Raw genomic sequence first — 2,109 nt, 5'->3', positions numbered from 1 at the left:
GGCGATCGCGCCTGGCCAGTAGGCCTGATAAGCCGGTCAAATGGTTCAATATGGTCGCCCGATGCTCTGGTTTCCGTCGATAACCGGATGACGCACCGTGTCGCCCGGGGCCAGGCCGATCCGGTCAACCATGCCGGCATTGAGTTCCAGCACATAAAGAACAGGCTCGCCCGACGCGATGATCGCCTCGGAATGCGGCTGCGCGTTGCGATGGATATTGACAACCGAGCCATCGGCGCGAATGAAGATCATGTCGAGCGGGATCAGCGTGTTTTTCATCCACATGAAAACCGGCTGCACGCTGTCGAAGCGAAACAGCATGCCGGCATTCTGATCCATGAAGCTGCGGTGCATGAGACCGACAGCCCGCTCAGATGCCGTCAACGCCAGTTCGACGTCGAAATCATAGGTGCCGGTTTTGGTCACCACGTGCAGACGGTCCTGCGAGATCAGGGCCTGCGCCCAGCCGGCCGACGCAAGAAGGATCAGGGCCGTCAACGCCACGGCGTATGAGCGCATGAGAGCGCCACTGTCGCGAAGGATTGTCATGTCCGCAGATTGCACATGTGGTCACACACACGCAACGGCAAAGCTGCCCGCCGCTGCGATTAGTGCGATTTCGGGAAGTTGGAATCGATATCCGGATGGACCTCGGCCGCCATCAGGCCCTTCTCGCCCTCGCCGTACCGCACCAGGACGACCTGCCCGGGCCGGAGCTCGGTCAGGCCGTAGCGGCGCAACGTCTCCATATGGATGAAGATGTCCTCGGTGCCATCGCCCCGTGTCAGGAAACCGAAACCCTTTGAGCGGTTGAACCACTTGACCAGGGCCCGCTCAAGACCGCTTGTGGGCGTCACCTGAACATGGGTGCGGACCGGCGGAAGCTGCGATGGATGCACGGCCGTCGACTGATCCATGGACAGAATCCGGAAGGCCTGATAACCGCGTTCCCGCTTCTGAATCTCGCACACGACACGCGTTCCTTCGAGCGCGGTCTGATAGCCGTCGCGTCTCAGACAGGTGACGTGCAGGAGCACATCGGGCATACCGTTGTCCGGGATGATGAAGCCGAATCCCTTCGCCACGTCAAACCATTTGATGACGCCCGAAATCTCGATCAGATCCACGGCCTCGTTGGACAAAGCAGCCTGGGTTGCCTCACCCTTGTGTGGAGATTTGTCCCCCATTCACCCCAGCCTCTCAAACACGCGAACCTGAAGAATCATCCGCTGATTCTTTACATAAGAATAACATTGGTAACGTAAGGTGATGCAAGTGCTAGTTTGCCACTGTTCCAAAATCCCGCCGGCCTTGTTTCCGCCTCCCGTTGCACTATCTTGTCGGCGGTTTGAAAATCATGGAAAGATCAATGCGTTATCTACACACTATGGTTCGCGTCCACGACGTCGACACATCTCTGGACTTTTATTGCGACAAACTCGGGCTTGTGGAAATTCGCAGAATTGAAAGCGAAGCGGGCCGGTTCACTCTGATTTTTCTTGCCGCATCCGAGGATGCGGACGCCGGTGAGAAGGCCAGCGCACCGCTGCTGGAACTGACGTACAACTGGGATCCGGAAGACTATACCGGCGGCCGGAATTTCGGCCACCTCGCCTATGAGGTCGACGACATCTATGCGGCCTGCCAGACGCTCATGGACAATGGCGTGACGATCAACAGGCCGCCGCGCGACGGCAGAATGGCCTTCATACGATCTCCGGACGGGATTTCCATCGAGTTGCTGCAGCGTGGCGGTTCGCTCGAGCAAAAGGAGCCGTGGGCTTCCATGGAAAACACCGGCTCCTGGTAGGCCGGCAAGTCTGACACAAGCCCCCTGACGCATGATGGGCGTGCGGTTCGCCGGAAGGCGAACGGTGCATGTCGACCATCGGGATGAAGGCGAATTGGGGGTTTTCCTGGCAAACTGTCCGCGGATGACGATGCCGGCGCTCGTGATGATTGCGAGCGCTTTGCTTTCGGCATGCGTCTCCACTGACGGCACGAGCCCTGATCTCAACCTGTTGACGAATGCCGCGGTTCGCAGCGGCAACACCGAACCGATTGCGGCAATCCATGCCGCGGAACCGATTGCGGCAATCCATGCCGCGG

The 2,109-nt window shown here is 58.9% G+C and carries 4 protein-coding genes; 2 read left to right on the top strand and 2 right to left on the bottom strand.

The genetic code is table 11. The features are described from left to right. Positions 1-45 precede the first annotated feature (45 nt). Positions 46-549, bottom strand: a complete 504-nt coding sequence (locus tag AC5E6N_RS21715) for a DUF192 domain-containing protein (RefSeq protein ID WP_491749768.1) — start codon at positions 547-549, stop codon at positions 46-48. Between the two features lie 59 nt (positions 550-608). Beyond that, entirely contained in the window at positions 609-1,187 is a 579-nt protein-coding gene (locus AC5E6N_RS21710) for a cold-shock protein (protein WP_491688558.1), read from the bottom strand. Positions 1,188-1,369: 182 nt separating this feature from the next. On the opposite strand from AC5E6N_RS21710, the gene AC5E6N_RS21705 reads away from it, so the two are divergent. After that, the gene (locus AC5E6N_RS21705) at positions 1,370-1,810 is read left to right on the top strand and encodes a VOC family protein (RefSeq protein WP_491749767.1); all 441 of its coding nucleotides are present in this window, start codon (positions 1,370-1,372) and stop codon (positions 1,808-1,810) included. 64 nt (positions 1,811-1,874) lie between these two features. After that, positions 1,875-2,109, top strand: a 235-nt coding sequence (locus AC5E6N_RS21700; protein ID WP_491749766.1) for a hypothetical protein, incomplete at its 3' end; no start/stop codon positions are given.

It is taken from the genome of Hoeflea sp., assembly GCF_984452065.1.
Note: the sequence above shows the minus strand (reverse complement) of the source record. Positions and strands in the feature narration are given on the sequence as shown.

Coding starts and splice junctions, on each gene's coding strand:
- AC5E6N_RS21715 (WP_491749768.1), bottom strand. CDS start 549: ATGACAATCCTTCGCGACAGTGGCGCTCTCATGCGCTCATACGCCGTG.
- AC5E6N_RS21710 (WP_491688558.1), bottom strand. CDS start 1,187: ATGGGGGACAAATCTCCACACAAGGGTGAGGCAACCCAGGCTGCTTTG.
- AC5E6N_RS21705 (WP_491749767.1), top strand. CDS start 1,370: ATGCGTTATCTACACACTATGGTTCGCGTCCACGACGTCGACACATCT.